The following is an 18876-nucleotide window of genomic DNA, read 5'->3' as shown; positions in this document are numbered from 1 at the left end:
TGCATCGTGGGTGGGCTGCCGGCGCGGCTACTCGATCTTGAACCGTGCCACCGAAGACTTCAATTCCTCGGCGGTGCGCGACAACTCGCGCACCATCTGCGCCGTCGAGCGCGTGCCTTCGGAAGTCTGTTCGGTGACGGCGAAGATGTGCTGGATGTTCTCGGCCACCACGTTGGCCGACTGCGCCTCGCGCGCCGCCTCGAGCGAGATGCGCCCGATCAGGTCGGCGAGTTCGCGCGTGACGCGGTCGATGTCGCCCAGCGCGGCGCCAGCGGCGTCGGACAGGCGCGCGCCCTCGACCACGCCCTGGGTGCTGCGCTCCATGGCGCCGACGGCGTCCTGGGTGTCGGTCTGGATGGTGCGCACGATGGCGGCGATCTGGCGCGTCGCGTCGCCCGAGCGTTCGGCCAGGCGCTGCACTTCCTCGGCCACCACGCTGAAGCCGCGGCCGGCCTCGCCGGCGCTGGCGGCCTGGATGGCGGCGTTGAGCGCCAGCACGTTGGTCTGCTCGGTAATGTCGGAAATCAGCTCGGTGATCTCGCCGATCTCCTGCGAGCTTTCGCCCAGGCGCTTGATGCGCTTGGAGGTGTCCTGGATCTGGTCGCGGATGGCGTTCATGCCGCCGATGGCGTTCTGCACCGCGTGCAGGCCGGTCTCCGACGCGCGCAGCGACTGGCGCGCCACGCTGGCGGTTTCCTGCGCCTGGGCCGACACGTCCTTGATGCGCTCGGCCATCTGCAGCACCGATTCGCCGGTGTCACGGATTTCGCGCAACTGCTCGGTCGATGCCGCCAGCAGCTCGGTCGAGGTCTGATCGACCTGTTGCGTGGTGTCGGTCACCCGGCCCACCGTGGCCTGCACCTGGGCCACCAGGGTGCGCAACTCTTCCACCGTGTAGTTCACCGAGTCGGCGATGGCGCCGGTGATGTCTTCCGTCACCGTGGCCTGCTGGGTGAGATCGCCCTCGGCCACCGTCTGCAGCTCGTTCATGAGCCGCAGAATGGCCGCCTGGTTGGCGTCGTTCACACGCTTGGCCTCTTCTTCCTGGCGCACGGCGTCGTGGCGCTGGGCGTCGGCCGCGCGCATGCGGCTGGTCTGGTCGAGCAGGAACAGGCGCAGCGAGCCCACGCCGCCGGCGGTAATCAGCGCCAGCGCGATGAGGCCGAAGAACAGGCGCGCGCCGCCGAAGCCGCCCTCGCCCGCCAGGCCCTGCTGCAGCTTGTCCAGGCCCAGGCGCAGCGGCTCGCTTTCCTTCACCACCGAGGCCTGGGCCTCGCGCACGGCCACCAGGCCTTGCAGATTGCCCAGGATGGCGCTGGCCTCGACGCGGGTCTGCTCGTACTGCTTGAGCAGCAGCTGGAGCTTCTCGCGCACCTGCGCATCCTTGGTGCCCGGCAGGCGCAGTTCGGCATTGCCGTCGATCACGCCTTGGGCGATTTCCTTGAAGGAGTTGAGATCCTTGCCGAGCAGGAACACCGCCTCGGCGCTGACGCCTTCACTGGTGAGGAATTCGTTGGCGCTCTTGCCGATTCGCTGGGTCAGCATCACCAGCTGGCCCACGGCCGACAGCTCGGCCGCCGAGGCGCCGCCCTGGAGCTTGAGCGACGACACCGTCTCGGCCGTTTCCAGCAGGTCGGCGCTCTGGCGGTTGATGGCGCGCAGCGCGGCGCCCACCTGGGTCAGCGTCTTCTGCTGCGCCAGCACCGCGGCGGCGTTCTTCTCGGCGCGCTCGACCATGGGCATCAGCGCCGTCACGTCCTCCTGCAAGGCGCCGGGTGCGGCCGCCACGTCGCCGTCGCCAGTGGCCAGGCTGCGCATGTTGCGGGTGAGGATCTCGACGCTTTCCTTGACCTCGGGGAAGGCCGCGGCATTGCCCACCAGGGCCTGGGAAACCGACTTGGCCAGGCGCTGCGATTGCGTCGTCGCCTGGCCCGCGGCCGTGACCTGGGACGCCGTGCGGCTGCTGGACGACAGCGCCAGCAGGCCCACCAGCAGCAGCAGCGCCAGGCCGGCGCCGACCACGATGACCAGCACGCGCTGCTGATTGGCCAGCGGCCAGTGGCCGATGACGGGGAATCCGCTGCCCTGATCGGCCGGCAGCTGCACCGCGCCGCCGTGGGACTCGCTGTACTCGGCCGCCAGCTCGGAGGGCGCGGCCTCGGAGATGATGGAGGAATCGCCACGGTCACCGCGCCCCAGGTCGGGTGACAGCGTGCTCTGGCCCAGGCGCACCGTGGCCTCCATGGGCTCGGGTGCCTGCGTCAACTCGTCATAAGGCGGCGGCAGCGCCGAGCTCCCGGCTTCGGGTTTGGCGCGGCCAGCGGCGCTTTTGATCCTGTCCAGGAAGCTCATGTCGTCCTCTTCGAAGCTGGGGTGCCGTGCCGCTTGCCGCGGCCGCCGATGGAGAAGGGCCGCCTCATGCAGCGATGGCGAGAAATTGGTCGTTGCGGGCCAGCGCGACGAGGTCGATCTCCTGCCAGCGCCGCCCCTGGGCGTCGCGGAACACGGCGCCGGCAAAGGCCGGTCGCGCCTGGCCGTCGTCGGGCTCGGCGCTGAGCTGCTCGGCATTGCGCAGGCCCGACAGACGATCAACCACCACGGCACAGTGCGCGCCGAGCTGGGCATTGAAGGCCAGCAGCCGCTGCTGCTCGCGCACCGCGTCGCGCAGCATGGGTGGGCGCAGGCCCAGGAAGGCGGCGAGGTCGACCACGCCATGCAGGCCGCCGCGCAGATTGGCCACGCCCAGGAACCAGGGCTGGGTGTGCGGCACCGCCACCAGGGTGCCGACGGGGAAGATCTCGCCGGCCGTGGCCAGCGGCACCAGCAGGCCCAGACCGGCGCATTCGACAGCCAGCCACGAGCGCCCGCGGGCCTCGGTGCGCGCCAACTGCAGGCGCTGGGCCAGCCGGCCCTGGAGTTCGCGCAGCGCTTCGCGGTTGGCCATCAGTCGAACGCTTTGATCTTGCTGACCAGCTCTTCGGCGTTGACCGGCTTGACGATGTAGTCCCGCGCGCCCTGCCGCATGCCCCAGACCTTGTCGGTTTCCTGGTTCTTGCTGGTACACATGATCACCGGCACGTCGGCGAAGCGCGGGTCGCGCGTGATGCTGCGGGTGAGCTGGAAACCGTTCTGGCCCGGCATCACCACGTCCATCAGGATGAGGTCGGGCTTCTCTTCGGCCAGGCGGCGCATCGCCTCTTCACCGTTCTCGGCCGTGCGCACGCTGTAGCCGCGCTTGCCGAGGATTTCGGAGAGATGATGAAGCTCGGTCTTGGAGTCGTCGACGACGAGGATCTTGTGGATGGCCATCGCAAGCGTCCTTGTGCTCAGGTCGTGCCGCGCCGATAGGACTCGACCGCACGCAGCAGCTGCTCCTTCGTGAACGGCTTGGTGAGGTAGTCCTCGGAACCGACCATGCGCCCGCGCGCCTTGTCGAAGAGGCCGTCCTTGGACGACAGCATGATCACCGGCACATGGGCGAAGCGCGGATTGCGCTTGATGATGGCGCAGGTCTGGTAGCCGTCGAGCCGCGGCATCAGGATGTCGCAGAAGATCAGCTCGGGGTCGTGGTCATTGACCTTGGCCAGCGCATCGAAGCCGTCCTCGGCAAGCACGACCTCGTGCCCGCCCTGGCGCAGAAAGATCTCTGCGCTGCGGCGTATGGTGTTGCTGTCGTCGATGACCAGAACCTTGGCGCCGCTTGTCGCGCCCGCGTCGGACCCCGAAGTCTCCAAGCGCCCATCTCCCTCGAATGCGCCGCCACGTCTGTGGCAGCGGCTGCTGGTGTCAGATACGGACCATCTCGAAATCGTCCTTGCGCGCGCCGCACTCGGGGCAGGTCCAGTTCATCGGGACATCGGCCCATGCGGTGCCTGGTGCGATACCGTGCTCGGCGTCGCCCGCTGCCTCGTCGTAGATCCAGCCGCAGATCAGGCACATCCAGGTTCGCGCTTCGCTCACGTCAGACAGTCACGTCACTACAATGAGCGGCGATTGTAGCCATGCAGTTCTGCAGGTTTCCCATGATTTGTGAGGACCTACAGATCGTTGCTCAGAATCTGCTGGAGGTTCGGCGCAAGCCGTGCCGAGGCACCCGCTCCGGCACGCTGTGCGCGTCGTTCCGGCATCACTTCCCGACCAGGCATCCCCCATGAATCCCGACACCACACCGGCCACGGAACCCGAAGGCCCGGTGGCCGAGCCACCCCCTCCAGCCTGCGTGATGTGCTTCAACGCCAGCGACCCCAGCGGCGCCGGCGGCCTGGCCGGCGACATCGCCACCGTGGCCGCGATGGGCGCGCATGCACTGCCCATCGTCACCGCCGTGGTGATGCGCGACACCGCCGACATCTTCGACCAGCATGACATCGACGCCGATGTGGTGGCCGAGCAGGCGCGCACCATCCTCGAGGACGTCACCATCTCGGGCTGGAAGGTTGGCTTCCTCGGCAGCGCCGACAACGTCAGCGCGGTGGCCGAAATCCTGTCGGACTACACCGAGATCCCGCTCGTGTCCTACCTGCCCAACCTGAGCTGGCTCGACGAAGACCAGCAGCAGCCCTATCTGGACGCCTTCCGCGAACTCATCCTGCCGGCCACCGAGGTGCTGGTGGGCAGCCACAAGACGCTGCAGGATTTTTTGCTGCCCGAGTGGGACAGCGAGCGCCCGCCCTCGGCGCGCGAACTGGCGGTGGCCGCAGGCGAGCACGGCACGCGCTACGTGCTGGTCACCGGCGTGATGCTGGCGGCCAAGTCGGGCGCCAAGACCGGCGGCGGCGCCGGCTCCGAGCAGTTCATCGACAACATCCTGGCCTCGCCCCAGGGCGCCATCACGGGCGAGAAGTTCGAACGTTTCGATACCAGCTTCGTTGGTGCCGGCGACACCCTGGCCGCCGCGCTGGCCGCGCTGCTGGCCGCCGGCGGCGAGCTGCAGCCGGCCGTGGGCGAGGCGCTGAGCTTCCTCGACCAGAGCCTGGACGCGGGCTTCCGCCCCGGCATGGGCCATATCGTGCCCGACCGCTTCTTCTGGGCCCTGCCGCCGCCCGAGGAAGGCGAGGAGGGCGCCGCCCCCGAGCCCGAACCCGTCGACCCCAAGAGCAAGCCCGCGCCGCGTCGCGTCCACTGAAAGCCGCACACCCGATGGCCAGCAACCAAGCCCTGTTCGAGCGCGCCCAGCGCGTCATTCCCGGCGGCGTGAACTCGCCCGTGCGCGCCTTCCGCGCCGTCGGCGGCACGCCGCGCTTCATCGCCCGCGCCGAAGGCCCCTATATGTGGGACGCCGAAGGCCGCCAGTACATCGACTACATCGGCTCCTGGGGCCCGATGATCCTGGGCCACGGCCATCCGGCCGTGCTCGAGGCGGTACACAAGGCCATCGCCGACGGCTTCAGCTTCGGCGCCCCCACCGAGCGCGAGATCGAACTGGCCGAGGCCATCATCGCCCTCGTGCCCAGCATCGAGCAGGTGCGCCTGGTGAGCAGCGGCACCGAGGCCGGCATGAGCGCGCTGCGCCTGGCGCGCGGCGCCACCGGGCGCAACAAGATCATCAAGTTCGAGGGCTGCTACCACGGCCACGCCGACGCGCTGCTGGTCAAGGCCGGCTCGGGCCTGGCCACCTTCGGCCACCCCACCAGCGCCGGCGTGCCGGCCGATGTCGTCAAGCACACCCTGGTGCTCGAATACAACAACCTCGCCCAGCTCGACGAGGCCTTCGCCAGCCAGGGCGGCGAGATCGCCTGCGTGATGATCGAGCCCATCGCCGGCAACATGAACTTCGTGCGCGCCAGCGTGCCCTTCGTGACGCGGCTGCGCGAGCTGTGTACGCAGCACGGGGCGCTGCTGATCTTCGATGAGGTGATGACGGGCTTCCGCGTCGCGCTGGGTGGCGCGCAAAGCGTCTACGCCAAGCTCATTCCCGGCTTCAAGCCCGACATGAGCGTGTTCGGCAAGGTCATCGGCGGCGGCATGCCGCTGGCGGCCTTCGGCGGCAGCCGCGACGTGATGAGCCAGCTCGCGCCGCTGGGCCCGGTCTACCAGGCCGGCACGCTGAGTGGCAACCCGGTGGCCACGGCCTGTGGCCTGGCGACGCTGAAGGAAGTGGCGCGCCCCGGCTTCCACGAGGCGCTGGCGAGCAAGACGCGCTCGCTGGTGCGCGGACTGGAGGGCGCGGCGCGCGATGCCGGCGTGGCCCTGGTTGGCGACAGCGAAGGCGGCATGTTCGGCTTTTTCTTCGCCGATGCTCTGCCGCAGAACTATGGCGTCGTGATGGCCACCGACAAGGAGCGCTTCAACCGCTTCTTCCACGGCATGCTCGACCGCGGCGTCTACCTCGCGCCGGCGCTCTACGAGGCCGGCTTCGTGAGCGCTGCGCACAGCGCCGACGACATCGCCGCGACCATCCGCGCCGCCGGCGACGCGCTGCGCGGCTGAGCCCGGCCGCGGGAACGGCAGCCACCCCTCGGTTGCGGGGGTAGGCAGCCGGGCCTGAGCCTTGCGAGGCCGAAAGCGGGCGTAGATGGGCTGGACCACCCACCACGAGCCCACACCATGACCCGCAGTTCCAGCCCCAAACGCGCCCTCATCGGCGCCGCCCTCGCCGCTGCCTTCGCCCTTCCCGCCGTGGCCGGCCCCATCGGCTACTCGGCCTGGGACGTCTCGGGCACCGACAAGCTGGTGCGCTTCGACATGGCCTCCGGCGTGGGCACCGTCATCGGCGCCATCCGCACAGCCGGGGGCACGGGCTACACCGACGTCGATGGCCTGGCCTTCGACGGCCAGGGCCGGCTGTGGGGCGTGGACGATGCCACCAATACGCTGATGCGCATCGACACCGCCACCGGCGCCGCCACGGCCGTCGGCAACATGGGCAGCAACCTGGGCGCCAACTTCGGCCTTGCCTTCGGCGCGGGCGGCACGCTGTACATGTCGGCCGACAGCAGGCTCTTCACCGTCAACACCAGCACCGGGGCGGCCAGCCTGGTGGGCAGCTTCAGCAACGGCAACAACGTGCGCAGCCTGGGTTATGACGGCACCACCCTGTTCGGCTGGTCGAGCGTGGACACGCTGCTGGCCATCGATGGCAGCAATGCCGCGGCCTCGACCATCGGCGGCTTCGGCTTCGCGCCGGCAACCAGCGGCCGCGATGGCATGGATGTGGATGCCCGCACCGGCACAATCTGGGGCCTGGGCGACGCCGAGGCACGCACCTACACCCTCAACGCCCTCACCGGCGCCGCCACCGTGGTGGCGCAGCAGGTCTGCGTCGAGAACAACGTCAGCAACGTCAACTGCAACGGCGGCGGCTTCAACGGCCTGGCCATCCAGGCCGTGCCCGAGCCGGCGAGCTTCACCCTCGCCGCGCTGGCCCTGCTGGGCCTGGGTGCGACGCGGCGCCGCGCCAGCGCCGGCTGAACCTCCGGGCAGGCCCGGGCCTTGCCGCAGCGGGCCGCACGGCAAAATGCGGCCCATGCACATCCATATCCTGGGCATCTGCGGCACCTTCATGGGCGGCCTGGCGGCGCTGGCGCGCGAGGCCGGCCACCGCGTCACCGGCTGCGACGCCGGCGTCTACCCGCCGATGAGCGACCAGTTGCGCACGCTGGGCATCGATCTCGTCGAGGGCTTTGGCGCCGAACAGCTGGCCTTGGCACCCGACTGCTGGGTGATCGGCAACGTGGTGACGCGCGGCAACCCGCTGATGGAGGCCATCCTCGACGCCGGCGCGCCCTACACCAGCGGCCCGCAATGGTTGGCCGAACAGGTGCTGCAGGGCCGCCATGTGCTGGCGGTGGCCGGCACCCACGGCAAGACCAGCACCTCGGCAATGCTGGCCTGGATCCTCGACCAGGCCGGCCTGCAGCCGGGCTTCCTGGTCGGCGGCGTGCCGCTGAACTTCGGCGTCTCGGCCCGCCTGGGGGCGGGAAGAAGCTTCGTGATCGAGGCCGACGAATACGACACCGCGCTCTTCGACAAGCGCAGCAAGTTCGTGCACTACCGGCCGCGCACCGCCATCCTCAACAACCTCGAGATGGACCACGCCGACATCTTCCCCGACCTGGCGGCCATCGAGACCCAGTTCCACCACCTCGTGCGCACGGTGCCGCGCCAGGGACGCCTGATCGTCAATGCCCGCGACGCCGCGCTGGCACGCGTGCTGGCGCGCGGCTGCTGGAGCGAAGTTCAGCGCTTCGGCACCAAGCGCGAGGAGCCGGGCGGCCTGTGCGCACGCGGCGAGCCGCAGTCCTTCGACGTGCTGCGTGGCAGCCTGCGGCTGGGCCACGTCGAATGGGATCTGCTGGGCGAGCACAACCAGATGAATGCGCTGGCCGCCATCGCCGCGGCCGAGCACGCCGGCGTGGCGCCCGAGGCCGCCTGCGCCGCGCTGGCCAGCTTCCAGAACGTGCGCCGGCGGCTGGAAAGGCGTGGCGAGGCTGGCGGCGTGGCCGTCTACGACGACTTCGCCCACCACCCCACGGCGATGCGCACCACCGTCGACGGCCTGCGCCGCAAGGTGGGGCCGAACGCGCGCATCCTGGCCGTCTTCGAGCCGCGCTCCAACACCATGAAGCTGGGCACGATGAAGGCCCAGCTGCCGTGGTCGCTGGAAGAGGCCGACCAGTCCTTCTGCCTGCAGGGCGACTATGGCTGGAGCGCTCGCGAAGCGCTGGCCACCATGGGCGCCCGCGCCGTCGTTGCCGACTCGGTGGACGCCCTGGTGGCAGCCATCGCCCAGGCCGCTCGCCCCGGCGACCATGTGCTGTGCATGAGCAATGGCGGCTTCGGCGGCATCCACGACAAGCTGCTGGCGGCGCTCGCCGCCCGGGGCTGAACCCGGACGCACGACAGTCCCTGCGGACCGACGTGCATCTGTCTCGCAGGCGAGGGCTCAGCCGCGCTGCAAGGTCGCGCGCAACGCTTCCGTGAGCAGCGCCAGCGCGTCCTCGAGGTGGGCGCGGTTCTCCACCGCCAGGCCCTTGCGCGCCACCGCGGCGCGCAGCTGGGACTGCAGTTCCACCGCGTGCAGACGCGCCAGGCTCACGGCGTCGGCGGGCAAGGCGGGTGAAGGCCGCGTCAGCACCGCCTGCAGGCGCTTCAGGTGCTCGCGCTGCAAGCTGCGCCGCAGGGGCTCGATCTCACGCCCGCTCTTGAGCTCGCTCCATACCGCGGATTGCAGCGTGGCATGGACCTCGGACAGCGAGATGAGGTCGCGGCGCTGATCGGCCGCCACGTAGTTGGGCAGGTCCAGCAAGCGCTGCGCCGTGCCGGCGGCGAGCAGCCGGTCCAGCGCCTGGGTCTGCAGTTGCAGCACGGCCTGCGGAATGCCCGGCGGCGTGCGGCTGGCGCCGTACTCGACGTAGTCGGGCGACAGGGCGGACAGGAACTCCGGCCGGAAGCGGAAGCTGTCGACGCTGAGGATGGCGTCGGCCAGGAAGCGCAGTGCGTCGCGCTGCCGGGCCGGTTCCACCGGGCGGAAGGCCGGCCGGCCGCCGCTGCCCTGGGCGTCGCGCGAGGTGTGCATGCCGCCCACGTACTTGGCGGCCAGGGCCGGCAGGTCGCGGAACTGGCGGAAGCCCGACAGCAGGCTGCGGCGCAGCCGTTCAGGGTCGTCGCCGGGCTGGGCGCCGCGCGCCTGCACGCGCTGCCAGAGCTCCTGCGTCAGCGCCATGCGGCGCTGGTAGAAGGCCAGCGGGTCGTCGCCGAGGTCGAAGCGGTTGACCAGCGGGTCCAGGCCGTCGCTGCCGAAGCCGCCGGCGTCGGCGTCGTCGGCAAAGGCCAGCAGCGGATCGCTGGCGCTGCGCGCCGCGATGGCGGCCAGTTCGCGCGTCTCGGTGGCGGCGTCCAGCGGGCGGTAGGCGTATTCGATGGCCCAGTAGTCGTAGGGGCCCAGCGTGTCCATCGTGGGCGCGCCAGAAGGCTCGCCGGCCAGCGGCAGGTTGAAGGCGTTGTAGTCCATCACCGAGCCGGCCAGGCCGCGGGTCTGGCCGAAGGCCCTGTCCTTGAGCTGCTCGCGCGTGACCACGGTCGAGGCCTTGAAGTTGTGGCGCAGGCCCAGCGTATGGCCAACCTCGTGCGTGACCACGGCCTTCACGTAGCCCTGCACGAAGGCCTCGGCCTCGGGGCTTTCGGGGTCGAGATCGCCGCGCGCAGCGAGCAGGTCGAAGGCAAAGCCCATCTCCTGCGCGGCATCGGCGGCAAAGTGGCAAGCCTCGCCGCGGGCCGCCGTGCCCAGGGCCTGCAGCGCCGCCTGCCAGGGCCGCACCGCCTCGGCCGGCATCAGGTCTTCACGGATGAGGCGGCGCGCGCCGCGGCCGAAGACCTCGCTCATGCCGATGTCGGCATCGAGGATTTCGCCGGTGCGCGGGTCGCTGTGCGAAGGCCCGATCGCGAAACCAACGTCGGCGCCGACGAACCAGCGCACCGAGGCGTGGCCGGCGTCCAGGGTGTCGAAGTCGGCGTCATCGGGTTGCTGGCGCGCGACGATGGCGTTCTTGAAGCCGATGCGCTCGAAGGCCTTGTTCCATTCCAGGATGCCGGCCTCGACGCTGGCGCGGTAGCGCTGGGGGACGTTGCGGTCCATCCAGTAGGTGATGGGCTGCACCGGCTCGGACAGCGCGGCCTGCGCGTCCTTCTTCTCCAGCCGCCAGCGGTTGACGAGGTGTACGCGGTTGTTCGGCTGCAGATCGTCGGACAGGTCGGTGTAGCTGTCGATGAAGTGGCCCACGCGCGGATCGGCCCGGCGCCCTGGCATCGCCTGCTCGGGCAGGGCGCGGAAGTTGTAGACATGGCCGACGAAGAGGCTGCGCGGGTCGGGCGTGGCCTGCGGCGGCGGCGTCCTTGGCGGCGGTGGCGAGCCGGGCGTCTGCAACGGCGGCGCCGCGATGCGAGGCACCGCGTAATGCACGCGTGCGGCCAGGGTGGTGAGCCCGGCCTCGGCACGCGTGGCCTCGAAATAGGAATTGGCGCGGTCCACCGCGAACGGCATGCGGAACGCGGCCTCGAGCTGGGTGGTGTATCCGGCCAGGTCGCCGAGCAGGAAGCTGGCATCGACCAGCACCGATTTGCGCTCGGGGTGGGCGGCGCTGGCCACCGCGACGCCGGCGAGCAGGCTTTCGCTGAAGGCCTCGCCCACCGCACGCCGCGATGCCGGGTCGCGCTCGCCGCGGAAGGCCACGTTGCGCGCCACCAGCTGCATCTGATTGCCGATGCGGCGAAACTCGGCCAGCCAGCTCGGCCCCATCTGGCTGGCGTAGAGGCCGCGCTCGCCCACCGAAGTGGCGACGTTGACCGAGACGAGGAAGGGCTTGGCCAGGCGCTCGGGCGCGATTTCCAGCCACAGTTTCTCGTCCTTGCGCCACAGCGGCAGGAAGCCGTCCTGGCGCTTGGCGTCCTTGATGACCTCGGCAAAGGGCTTGGGTGCGGCCGGGTCGGGGCGGGCGGCGGCCGGGGCCGACGCGGCACTGGCGGCGGCCACGGGCGCAGCCGCGCCGGTGCTGCCGGCCGGTGGCGTGACGCAGCCGGCCAGGCCCAGCACGGCCAGGGCGGCAGCGGTGGCGAGGGCGCTGCGGGAAAGCGTAGCGTTCATGGGCAATTTTCCATGCAGGATCGAAGCGCCGCATTCTGCACAGCGCCCGCGCGCCCATCAGCCGGTAAACCCTGGACCCACCACCCGCCATGAACCCACCCCTGACGCAGCCGCCCACCCACTTGCTCTATCTGCACGGCTTCCGCTCGTCGCCACAGTCCTTCAAGGCACGCCGCCTGTCCGCCTGGCTGGCCGAACACCGGCCCGACGTGCATTGGTGGTGCCCGCAGCTACCGCCCTCGCCCACCGCCGCCCTGGCGCTGCTGAACGCGGGCACGGCGGCCTGGCCCGCCACCACGGCGGTGATGGGCAGCTCGCTGGGCGGCTTCTATGCCGCGGTGATGGCCGAGCAGCGCGGCTGGCCGGCCGTGCTGCTGAACCCCGCGGTGGACCCGGCGCGCGACCTCGCACGCCATGTCGGCGAGTTGCAGGCCTTCCACGATCCGGCAGAACGCTTCCTGTTCCGGCCAGAATTCCTGGAGGAACTGCGCCAGATCAAACTAGGGTTTTCCCGAATCAGCCTCCCGCAAGGCGGCTTGGCCATCATGGCGAAGGGCGACGAAGTACTCGACTGGCGCGAAATGAGCGCCCGTTACAGCGCAGCGACGATCCATCTGCTCGAAGGCGGCGACCACGCGCTGTCGGACTTCGAGGCTCTTTTACCTGTCATCCTGGAGTTCTTGAAGTTATGCGACTCAAAAGCAAAATCTGCATCGTCACCGGCGCCGCCCAGGGCATAGGTGCCGCCACCTGCGCCAAGTTCGCCGCCGAAGGCGCCACCGTGATCGCCGTCGACCGCCGCGCCGGCGTCATCGAGGGTGCCAGCGAGACCTTCGAGGTCGACATCACCGACCGCGCCCAGGTCGACAAGATGGTGGCAGCCGTGCTGGCCCGCCACGGCCGCATCGACGTGCTGGTCAACAACGCCGGCATCACCAAGGACGCGCGCCTGGTGAAGATGACGATCGAGCAGTTCGACGACGTGATCGACGTCAACCTGCGCGGTGTCTTCCACTGCTCGCAGGCCGTCGCCGGCACCATGTGCAGCCAGGGCAGCGGCGTCATCCTCAATGCCAGCAGCGTGGTTGGCCTCTACGGCAACTTCGGCCAGACCAACTACGCCGCCACCAAGTTCGGTGTCATCGGCTTCACCAAGACCTGGAGCCGCGAACTCGGCCCCAAGGGCGTGCGCGTGAATGCCGTCGCCCCGGGCTTCGTCGAGACGCCCATGATCGCCACCGTGCCCGAGAAGGTGCTCGAGCAGATGCGCGAACAGGTGCCGCTGCACCGCCTGGCCAAGCCTTCGGAAATCGCCAGCGTCTACGCCTTCCTGGCCAGCGACGATGCCAGCTACATCAATGGCACGGTGATCGAGGTTTCGGGCGGCATGACGCTCTGATCCTGCGCAACCCGGGCCGCTCCATCCGGCCCGGGTCGGCGTCGGCCGGCCGCCAGCGGCGACAATCCGGCCGATGTATGCACTGTTCGACGACGCCGGCAAATTCCACGCCGGCCGATTGATGTCCGAGGCCGAGGCCTCGGTGCAGGTGGAGCTCGACTCGGGCAAGCGCGTCAAGGTCAAGACGGCCAACGTAATGCTGCGCTTCGAGAAGCCGGCCCCGGCCGAGCTGATGGCACGCGCCCAGGCGCTGGCCGCCGAGATCGACCTCGACCTGGCCTGGGAGTTCGCCCCCGAGGCCGAGTTCGGCTTCGCCGACCTGGCGCGCGATTATTTCGATGCCAAGGCCGGCGCCGAGCAGCAGGCCGCCGCGCTGCTGTGCCTGTTCGACGCCCCGCACTACTTCCGCCGCCTCGGCAAGGGCCTGTTCAAGAAGGCGCCCGAAGAGACGGTGAAGGCCGCCCTGCTGGCCATCGAACGCAAGAAGCAGGTGGCGGCACAGATCGAGGCCTGGGCCACCGAGCTGCAGGCTGGCCGCTGCCCCGAGCCGGTGCGCGAACAACTTTTCCGCATCCTCTTCAAGCCCGACAAGAACGGCCCCGAGTACAAGGCCGTGGTCGAGGCCGCGCGGCGCGCCCAGCGCGCGCCGCTGGACCTGCTGGTGGCGGCAGGCGCCATCGCCAGCCCCTACCAGTTCCACTGGCGGCGCTTTCTGTTCGACCAGTTTCCGCGCGGCCACGGCTTCCCGGCGCTGGCCGCACCGGCCATCAAGGAGACCCTGCCCACCGCGCCGGTGCAGGCCTTTTCCATCGACGACTCGGCCACCACCGAGATCGACGACGCGCTCTCGGTGCAGGGCCTGGGCAGCGGCACCGTGGTCTTCGGCGTCCACATCGCCGCGCCGGGCCTGGCCATCACGCCCGATTCGGCGCTGGACAAGGTGGCGCGCGAACGCCTGTCCACCGTCTACATGCCGGGCTGGAAGATCACCATGCTGCCCGATGACGTGGTGCAGGCCTACACGCTGAGCGAGGGCCGCGACTGCCCGGCGCTGAGCCTCTACGTCACTTTCGACGAGGCGACGCTGGAAATCCGCGCCAGCGAGACGCGAATCGAGCGCGTGCCCATCGCCGCCAACCTGCGCCACGACAAGCTCGACGGCGTGGTCACCGAAGCAACGCTCACCGGCAGCGCGCCGGCCGCCTACCCCTTTGCCGCCGAACTGGCCTTTGCCTTCCGCCTGGCGCGCGAGCTGAAGGCGCGGCGCGAGGTGGTGCGCGGCAAGCCCGAGAACTTCAACCGGCCCGACTACAACTTCCGCCTCGAAGGCAACGAGGGCGAGCCCGCGGGCAGTGAGACGGTTCAGATCAGCACCCGCCAGCGCGGCGCGCCGCTGGACCTGATCGTCGCCGAGGCCATGATCCTGGCCAACTGCACCTGGGGCGGCTGGCTGGCCGAGCACGGCGTGCCCGCCATCTACCGCAGCCAGGCCAGCCTGCTGCCGGGGGTGAAGGTGCGCATGGGCACCAAGCCGGCGCCGCATGCCGGCATGGGCGTGCCGCAATACGCCTGGAGCACGAGCCCGCTGCGCCGCTATGTCGACCTCGCCAACCAGTGGCAGATCATCGCCTGCGCCCGCCACGGCCGCACTGCGGCGCTGGCCGCGCCCTTCAAGCCCAAGGACGCGGCGCTGTTCTCGGTAATCTCGGCCTTCGACGCCGCCTACAGCGCCTACAACGGCTTCCAGCAGGGCATCGAGCGCTACTGGACGCTGCGCTGGCTGGAGCAGAACGGCGTCGCCGAGCTGGAAGCCTCGGTGATGCGCGACGGCCTCGTGCGCGCCGAGACCCTGCCCCTGGTCTTCCGCGTCGCCGGCACCGACAGCCTGCCGCGCGGCGCCCGCATCGCGGCCCGCATCACCGGCATCGACCTGCTGACGCTGGACCTGCACGCCTCGCTCGCCCAGCGCCTGGATGCCGCGGCGGAAGCGATTGCCGATGAAGCCGCCGAAGACGACGAGGCCGCCGAGGCGCCCGGCACGCTGCAGCTGGCCATCGACATCGCCGAGCCGGGGGCTGATGCGGCCGACGCCGCCGGCATGGCCGCACCGGCCTGAAACCGCGAGCCTGACGCAGAGCCCGCATGAACTGGCGCGATTTTTCGGCGATGCACTGGGCGCTGCTGGCCTCGACGGCGGTACACGGCGCGCTGCTGACGGTGCGCTTCGTCGACCCCGAGCGCTTCAACCGTGCCTTCCGCGACACGCCGCTGGAGGTGATCCTGGTCAACGCGCGCAGCAATGAGGTGCCGCTCAAGGCCCAGGCCATCGCGCAGGCCAACCTGGCCGGCGGCGGCGAGGCCTTGAAGGGCCGCGCGACCTCGCCGCTGCCTTCGGCGGCGACCATGCAGCTGGGCGAATCGGCCGACGACGCCCACCGCCGCATCGACCAGCTGCAGCAGGAACAGCAGCAGCTGCTGTCGCAGATCCGGCGCGAGATCGCGCTGCTGCCGGCGCCCGAAGCGCGGCGCGACAACGGCAACCCGCAGCAGCGCGACCAGGACGAGCGCCGCAAGCAGCTGCTGCGCCTGCTGGCCGAGATCGAGAAGCGCGTCAACGACGAGAATGCGCGGCCCAAGAAGCGCTACATCAGCCCGGCCACGCGCGAAGAGGTCTATGCCCTGTATTACGACGGCCTGCGCCGCCGCATCGAGGAGCGCGGCACGCGCGATTTCCCCGAGTTCAACGGCAAGAAGCTCTACGGCGAGCTGACCATGAACGTCACGGTGGACGCCAATGGCCGCGTCGTCGAGGCCGAGATCGTGCGCGCCTCGCGCTCGCGCCGGCTCGACCAGCAGGCCGTGGCCATCGTGCGGGCGGCCTCGCCCTTCGGCCCCTTCAGCGCGGCCATGCGCGCGCAGGCGGAGCAGATCGTCGTGACCTCGCGCTTCCGCTTCACGCGCGACGAAGGCCTGGCCACCCAGCAGCTAGAGACCCGATGACACCTGATCGTTACGCCGTCCTCGGCAACCCGGTGGCGCACAGCCGCAGCCCCTTCATCCACACCGAGTTCGCCCACCAGACCGGGCAGAACCTGGTCTACGAGCGCGTGCTCTGCCCCTTCGATGGCTTTGGCGACACCGTGCGCGCGCTGGCCGCCGCCGGCGTGCGCGGCTGCAATGTCACCGTGCCCTTCAAGTTCGAGGCCCTGGCGCTGACGCCGCGCCTGAGCGAACGTGCCGCGCTGGCCGGCGCCGCCAATGTGCTGCGCCTGGACGGCGAGGCCTGGCTGGCCGACAACAGCGACGGCATCGGCCTGGTGCGCGACATCGAAGAAGGCGCCGGCCGCGTGCTCGCCGGCGCGCAGGTGTTGCTCGTCGGCGCCGGCGGCGCCGGGGCCGGCGTGCTGGGCCCGCTGCTCGCCGCGCGGCCGGCCCGCATCGTCGTGGCCAACCGCAGCATCGACAAGGCGCTGGCCCTCGTCGAACGCCATGCCGCCTGGGCGCGGCTGCACGATGTCGTGCTGGAGGCCGTGGCACTGCAGACGCCCGGCGCCGGCTTCGACGTCGTCATCAACGCCAGCGCCAGCAGCCTGCAGGGCGCGGCCGTGCCGGTGGCGGCCTCGGTGCTGGCCCCCGGCGCGCTGGCGGTCGACCTGATGTACGGCCCCGCCGCCCAGCCCTTTCTGGACTGGGCACGCGCGAACGGCGCCGAGCCGCGCGACGGCCTGGGCATGCTGGTCGAGCAGGCGGCCGAAGCCTTTGCGCTGTGGCGCGGCGTGATGCCCCACACGGCGCCGGTGCTGGCGGCCCTGCGCGCCGCAATGGCGGCCGGCCAATGAAGCGGCTGCTGCGCGAGGCCGGCCGCATCGCCGCGCTGCTGCTGCTGTGTACGCTGGCGCTGCAGATCGTGTTCGCGCTGCGCATTGCGGCCATGCGCTGGGTGGCGCCGGAATCCACCGCCTTCCAGCGCAGCGAGGCTTGGCGCATCCTCTCCGAGCAGCACCGCCTGCCCTGGGCCCAGGAATGGGTGGCCGGCGCCGCCATCGCCACGCCGCTCAAGCGCGCCGTCATCGCCAGCGAGGACGCCGGCTTCACCGAGCACAACGGCGTCGAATGGGACGCCATCGAGAAGGCCTGGGCGCGCAACCAGCGCGCCGAGCAGCGCGTGGTGCAGCGCCCGGGCGCGCGCCCGCCCAAGCTGGTGGGCGGCTCCACCATCACCCAGCAACTGGCCAAGAACCTCTTCCTCAGCGGCGAGCGCACCGTGCTGCGCAAGGCGCAGGAGTTCGTGCTGACGCTGCTGCTCGAAGGCCTGCTGGGCAAGCAGCGCATCCTCGAGATCTACCTCAATCATGTGGAATGGGGCGAGGGCGTGTTTGGCGCCCAGGCCGCGGCGCGCCACTATTTCCGCGTCGACGCGGCCCGCCTGGGCCCCGAGGCGGCGGCGCGTCTGGCGGTGATGCTGCCGGCGCCCAAGCGCTTCGAGAAGCGGCCGGGCTCGGCCTATGTGGTGTCGCGCGCCGCCACCGTGATGGCGCGCATGGGCGCGGTGGAGCTGCCATGAGCGCGCGTGGCCGTTCCAGAGCGCTCATCCCGCAGCGCGAAGCGCGGAGGGTAGTCCAGTGAGTGGCGAAGCGCTCGAGATCGCCGCTGGCGCGGCCCGCCTGGTGGCCGAGGAGGGCATGGAGTACGGCGCCGCCAAGCGCCGTGCCGCGCGGGCCTTCGGCCGGCGCGCCGAGCTGCCGTCCAACGAAGAGATCGAGGACGCGGTGCGCGAGCACATCGACCTCTTCATGGCCGACACCCAGCCGGCCGAGCTGGCGGCGCTGCGCGAAGTGGCCTTGCTGTGGATGGAGCGGCTGGCCGCCTGGCGCCCGCATCTGTCGGGCGCGGTCTGGCGCGGCACGGCCACGCGCCTGTCGGCAGTACACCTGGATCTCTACTGCGACGACCCCAAGGCGGCCGAGATCGCCCTCATCAATGCCGGCGTGGCTTTCGACACCGGCTCGCTGGACCGCCCCGGCCGCGAGCCGCTGGAGGTGCTGACCGTGGCCAGTCCCAGCGCCCCCCTCGGCGAGAGCGTGACCGTACACCTGATGCTGCACGACCTGGACGATCAGCGCGGCGCGCTCAAGCCCGATGCGCGTGGCCGGCCCTGGCGCGGCGACCTCGCCGCGCTGCAACGCCTGATGGCGGAGAACGCATGAACAGACGCTTGTGGATCTTCGGCGGCGCCGGTGCCGCCGCCGCGCTGGCCGGCCTGGCCTGGCGCCAGGCCGGCGAACAGCCGGCCGCCGCCACCGCACCCGCTGCGGCAGCCTCCGCGCCTGGCGCCAAGCCCGGCCCGCGCGGCGAGCCGGCGCCCGATTCGCTGTGGCAGACCCGCCTGCCTCAGCCGGGTGGCGGCGAGCTGGTGATGCAGTCGCTGCGCGGCCAGCTGCTGCTTATCAACTTCTGGGCCACCTGGTGCGTGCCCTGCGTCAAGGAAATGCCCGAGCTCGACCAGTTCCAGCGCGAACACGCAGCACGCGGCTGGCACGTCGTCGGCCTGGCTTTGGACAATGCCAAGGCGGTGCGAGAATTCCTGGCTCGCGCGCCGGTAAGCTATGCCATCGGCCTGGCCGGATTCGAGGGCACGGACCTCGCCCGCCAGCTGGGCAACGACAAGGGCGGGCTACCCTTCACGGTCGTGGTCAACCGCCAGGGCGAGATCGTCAAGCGCCGCCTGGGCCAGACCCATCTCGCCGAGTTGACGGCCTGGGCGGCGGAGTTTTAGTGCCTGATGCGGTTTGCCGCCAGCAGCATCGAAAAGCTCATAAAAAGGCGTAAAGTCCACTGATCGCTGCAGAACTTACCGTGAGGCCCTGAACAAGAAGCATGGCCTCGGGCCTCAGGC

18 protein-coding genes are annotated in these 18876 nt (G+C 70.5%); 12 read left to right on the top strand and 6 right to left on the bottom strand.

Translation table 11 applies throughout. From position 1 onward, the window contains the following. Positions 1–27 precede the first annotated feature (27 nt). From JMV16_RS24020 to JMV16_RS24000, 5 genes are all read right to left on the bottom strand, one after another. Positions 28–2352, bottom strand: a complete 2325-nt coding sequence (locus JMV16_RS24020) for a methyl-accepting chemotaxis protein (RefSeq protein WP_201496859.1) — start codon at positions 2350–2352, stop codon at positions 28–30. A 64-nt stretch (positions 2353–2416) separates the two neighbouring features. Next, positions 2417–2944: a chemotaxis protein CheW gene (locus JMV16_RS24015; RefSeq protein WP_201496858.1), complete on the bottom strand. Its 528-nt coding sequence runs from the start codon at positions 2942–2944 to the stop codon at positions 2417–2419. After that, positions 2944–3309 (bottom strand): PleD family two-component system response regulator, encoded by a 366-nt coding sequence (locus tag JMV16_RS24010; RefSeq protein WP_201496857.1) that lies wholly within the window; start codon positions 3307–3309, stop codon positions 2944–2946. Before JMV16_RS24010 ends, JMV16_RS24015 begins: the two co-directional genes overlap by 1 nt. A gap of 17 nt (positions 3310–3326) precedes the next feature. Further along, entirely contained in the window at positions 3327–3734 is a 408-nt protein-coding gene (locus tag JMV16_RS24005) for a PleD family two-component system response regulator (RefSeq protein ID WP_201496856.1), read from the bottom strand. Positions 3735–3786: 52 nt separating this feature from the next. Continuing rightward, positions 3787–3939 (bottom strand): rubredoxin, encoded by a 153-nt coding sequence (locus JMV16_RS24000; protein ID WP_201496870.1) that lies wholly within the window; start codon positions 3937–3939, stop codon positions 3787–3789. A gap of 211 nt (positions 3940–4150) precedes the next feature. On the opposite strand from JMV16_RS24000, the gene JMV16_RS23995 reads away from it, so the two are divergent. From JMV16_RS23995 to mpl, 4 genes are all read left to right on the top strand, one after another. Continuing rightward, complete coding sequence (locus tag JMV16_RS23995) at positions 4151–5125, top strand: hydroxymethylpyrimidine/phosphomethylpyrimidine kinase (protein ID WP_201496855.1); 975 nt, start codon at positions 4151–4153, stop codon at positions 5123–5125. Between the two features lie 14 nt (positions 5126–5139). Next, on the top strand, positions 5140–6429 hold the full coding sequence (gene hemL, locus JMV16_RS23990; RefSeq protein WP_201496854.1) for a glutamate-1-semialdehyde 2,1-aminomutase: 1290 nt from the start codon (positions 5140–5142) through the stop codon (positions 6427–6429). A 117-nt stretch (positions 6430–6546) separates the two neighbouring features. Continuing rightward, positions 6547–7410, top strand: coding sequence for a DUF6923 family protein (locus tag JMV16_RS23985; protein WP_201496853.1), 864 nt, complete (start codon positions 6547–6549; stop codon positions 7408–7410). 55 nt (positions 7411–7465) lie between these two features. Continuing rightward, positions 7466–8827 carry a UDP-N-acetylmuramate:L-alanyl-gamma-D-glutamyl-meso-diaminopimelate ligase gene (gene mpl, locus JMV16_RS23980; protein WP_201496852.1) on the top strand — a complete coding sequence of 454 codons (1362 nt, stop codon included), beginning with the start codon at positions 7466–7468 and terminating at the stop codon, positions 8825–8827. A 57-nt stretch (positions 8828–8884) separates the two neighbouring features. Here the strand turns inward: mpl and JMV16_RS24565 are convergent, their stop codons facing one another. Further along, the gene (locus JMV16_RS24565; RefSeq protein WP_201496851.1) at positions 8885–11581 is read right to left on the bottom strand and encodes a zinc-dependent metalloprotease; all 2697 of its coding nucleotides are present in this window, start codon (positions 11579–11581) and stop codon (positions 8885–8887) included. A gap of 89 nt (positions 11582–11670) precedes the next feature. Between JMV16_RS24565 and JMV16_RS23970 the strand changes: the two genes are divergently transcribed. The 8 genes from JMV16_RS23970 (at position 11671) to JMV16_RS23935 (ending at position 18756) form a co-directional block, all read left to right on the top strand. After that, positions 11671–12321: a YqiA/YcfP family alpha/beta fold hydrolase gene (locus tag JMV16_RS23970; RefSeq protein WP_201496850.1), complete on the top strand. Its 651-nt coding sequence runs from the start codon at positions 11671–11673 to the stop codon at positions 12319–12321. After that, complete coding sequence (locus tag JMV16_RS23965; RefSeq protein ID WP_201496849.1) at positions 12270–12980, top strand: beta-ketoacyl-ACP reductase; 711 nt, start codon at positions 12270–12272, stop codon at positions 12978–12980. Before JMV16_RS23970 ends, JMV16_RS23965 begins: the two co-directional genes overlap by 52 nt. A gap of 73 nt (positions 12981–13053) precedes the next feature. Further along, positions 13054–15096, top strand: coding sequence for a ribonuclease catalytic domain-containing protein (locus JMV16_RS23960; protein ID WP_201496848.1), 2043 nt, complete (start codon positions 13054–13056; stop codon positions 15094–15096). Between the two features lie 26 nt (positions 15097–15122). Then, complete coding sequence (locus JMV16_RS23955; protein WP_201496847.1) at positions 15123–15980, top strand: energy transducer TonB; 858 nt, start codon at positions 15123–15125, stop codon at positions 15978–15980. Further along, positions 15977–16819 (top strand): shikimate dehydrogenase, encoded by an 843-nt coding sequence (gene aroE, locus JMV16_RS23950; RefSeq protein ID WP_201496846.1) that lies wholly within the window; start codon positions 15977–15979, stop codon positions 16817–16819. The genes JMV16_RS23955 and aroE overlap by 4 nt, the downstream gene beginning before the upstream one ends. Continuing rightward, on the top strand, positions 16816–17544 hold the full coding sequence (mtgA, locus tag JMV16_RS23945; RefSeq protein ID WP_201496845.1) for a monofunctional biosynthetic peptidoglycan transglycosylase: 729 nt from the start codon (positions 16816–16818) through the stop codon (positions 17542–17544). The genes aroE and mtgA overlap by 4 nt, the downstream gene beginning before the upstream one ends. 58 nt (positions 17545–17602) lie before the next feature. After that, positions 17603–18187 carry a hypothetical protein gene (locus tag JMV16_RS23940; protein ID WP_201496844.1) on the top strand — a complete coding sequence of 195 codons (585 nt, stop codon included), beginning with the start codon at positions 17603–17605 and terminating at the stop codon, positions 18185–18187. Next, positions 18184–18756 (top strand): TlpA family protein disulfide reductase, encoded by a 573-nt coding sequence (locus JMV16_RS23935; RefSeq protein WP_201496843.1) that lies wholly within the window; start codon positions 18184–18186, stop codon positions 18754–18756. Before JMV16_RS23940 ends, JMV16_RS23935 begins: the two co-directional genes overlap by 4 nt. Positions 18757–18876 lie beyond the last annotated feature (120 nt).

Source organism: Rubrivivax sp. A210 (assembly GCF_904426505.1).
GTDB lineage: Bacteria > Pseudomonadota > Gammaproteobacteria > Burkholderiales > Burkholderiaceae_C > Rubrivivax.
The sequence above is the reverse complement of the archived record's forward strand: the minus strand, read 5'-3'. Positions and strand labels throughout refer to the sequence as shown.

Bases quoted from the DNA above. Each gene is read 5' to 3' on its own strand.
- JMV16_RS24565 (WP_201496851.1), bottom strand. From the start codon at position 11,581: ATGAACGCTACGCTTTCCCGCAGCGCCCTCGCCACCGCTGCCGCCCTG.
- aroE (WP_201496846.1), top strand. From the start codon at position 15,977: ATGACACCTGATCGTTACGCCGTCCTCGGCAACCCGGTGGCGCACAGC.
- JMV16_RS23935 (WP_201496843.1), top strand. From the start codon at position 18,184: ATGAACAGACGCTTGTGGATCTTCGGCGGCGCCGGTGCCGCCGCCGCG.
- JMV16_RS24000 (WP_201496870.1), bottom strand. From the start codon at position 3,939: ATGTGCCTGATCTGCGGCTGGATCTACGACGAGGCAGCGGGCGACGCC.
- hemL (WP_201496854.1), top strand. From the start codon at position 5,140: ATGGCCAGCAACCAAGCCCTGTTCGAGCGCGCCCAGCGCGTCATTCCC.
- JMV16_RS23960 (WP_201496848.1), top strand. From the start codon at position 13,054: ATGTATGCACTGTTCGACGACGCCGGCAAATTCCACGCCGGCCGATTG.
- JMV16_RS23995 (WP_201496855.1), top strand. From the start codon at position 4,151: ATGAATCCCGACACCACACCGGCCACGGAACCCGAAGGCCCGGTGGCC.
- JMV16_RS24015 (WP_201496858.1), bottom strand. From the start codon at position 2,944: ATGGCCAACCGCGAAGCGCTGCGCGAACTCCAGGGCCGGCTGGCCCAG.
- mtgA (WP_201496845.1), top strand. From the start codon at position 16,816: ATGAAGCGGCTGCTGCGCGAGGCCGGCCGCATCGCCGCGCTGCTGCTG.
- JMV16_RS23985 (WP_201496853.1), top strand. From the start codon at position 6,547: ATGACCCGCAGTTCCAGCCCCAAACGCGCCCTCATCGGCGCCGCCCTC.
- JMV16_RS23970 (WP_201496850.1), top strand. From the start codon at position 11,671: ATGAACCCACCCCTGACGCAGCCGCCCACCCACTTGCTCTATCTGCAC.
- JMV16_RS23955 (WP_201496847.1), top strand. From the start codon at position 15,123: ATGAACTGGCGCGATTTTTCGGCGATGCACTGGGCGCTGCTGGCCTCG.
- JMV16_RS24020 (WP_201496859.1), bottom strand. From the start codon at position 2,352: ATGAGCTTCCTGGACAGGATCAAAAGCGCCGCTGGCCGCGCCAAACCC.
- JMV16_RS23965 (WP_201496849.1), top strand. From the start codon at position 12,270: ATGCGACTCAAAAGCAAAATCTGCATCGTCACCGGCGCCGCCCAGGGC.
- mpl (WP_201496852.1), top strand. From the start codon at position 7,466: ATGCACATCCATATCCTGGGCATCTGCGGCACCTTCATGGGCGGCCTG.
- JMV16_RS24010 (WP_201496857.1), bottom strand. From the start codon at position 3,309: ATGGCCATCCACAAGATCCTCGTCGTCGACGACTCCAAGACCGAGCTT.